Consider the following 1,277-nt stretch of genomic DNA (forward strand, 5'->3'; position numbering starts at 1 on the left):
GTGATGGTTGCTCTCCTAAATGGGATCAAACGCGGACTATTTTCAAATGAGGCCGGTATGGGATCGGCGCCCAACATCGCTGCAAGCGCGACTCCTGTGCCACATCATCCATCTAGCCAAGGTTTTGTCCAAGCATTTGGCGTATTTATTGATACCATTTGCGTCTGCACCGCGACAGCCGTCGTTATTTTGTTGTCTGGTATTTATCAGCCAGGTGTTGGGCCCAGTGGCGTTGAATTAACTCAGTTAGCCCTCGCACAGCATATAGGCGAAACCGGTTTCATTTTTATTGCTGTCGCCATTTTCTTCTTTGCTTTCACATCAATAATTGGCAATTACTCGTACGCTGAAAATGCAATGATTTTTCTTGGGGTGCAATCGACAAAAGGTTTGGTCGGTATACGGATTGGTTTAATTGCAATGGTTATTTGGGGTTCGATACAAAGCGTTGAGACCGTATTCAACACTGCCGATGCATCGATGGGTTTAATGGCCATTATTAACCTGGTATCGATTTCTTTGCTTTCTGGGATTGTTTTTAAGCTCACGAAAGACTACATAAAGCAGAGAAAGGCTGGACTAGATCCAACCTTTCACGCGCCTGACCATCCCGAGTTATGTCAAAATGTTGATCAAGAAATCTGGACGGACCCTAAACGAGTTAGCGTAAAGCCAAATTAACGCAGGCTAAAGCAAGATCGTTTACAGCTAGGCTTGCAGAGCATAAGGCTATCGCCACAACTAGTCAGTGGGCTGTTTAACTTTACGTAAGTATGGCTTGACCGTTTCCCATCCGTCCGGATATTTTTTTTCAGCCTCGTCATTAGAAACAGCTGGAACAATTATGACATCCTCACCATCCTTCCAATTTACTGGTGTGGCGACTTTGTGTTTAGCCGTCAACTGCATCGAGTCTAGCACTCGCAGAATCTCATCAAAGTTACGTCCCGTTGTCATTGGATAAGTCAGCATAAGCTTGATATTTTTATCCGGTCCAACGACAAAAACAGACCTAACTGTAGCATTGGTCATTGCCGTTCTGCCTTCTGCTGACCCCTCTTCATCCGCCGCAAACATGTTATAAAGTTTTGCGATACTCAGATCCGTGTCAGCAATAACAGGATAGTTGACTGTCGTACTCCCTACTTCTTCAACATCTTTAATCCATACATGATGGTCATCGAGAGGATCAATACTCAACCCTATAATCTTGGTGTTACGTTTTTCAAATTCTGGCTGAATTCGCGCCATGTAGCCAAGTTCTGTTGTACATACAG

Annotated in this window: 2 protein-coding genes; one reads left to right on the forward strand and one right to left on the reverse strand. The window is 44.3% G+C overall.

The features are described 5' to 3' along the window. Positions 1-681 (forward strand): alanine:cation symporter family protein (locus A3762_RS12260; protein ID WP_197469232.1); only part of this gene is annotated, 681 nt, incomplete at its 5' end. A 60-nt stretch (positions 682-741) separates the two neighbouring features. Here the strand turns inward: A3762_RS12260 and A3762_RS12265 are convergent. Next, positions 742-1,277: redoxin domain-containing protein (locus A3762_RS12265; protein WP_068755801.1), on the reverse strand; the 536-nt coding region annotated here is incomplete at its 5' end.

This window comes from Oleiphilus sp. HI0125 (assembly GCF_001635355.1).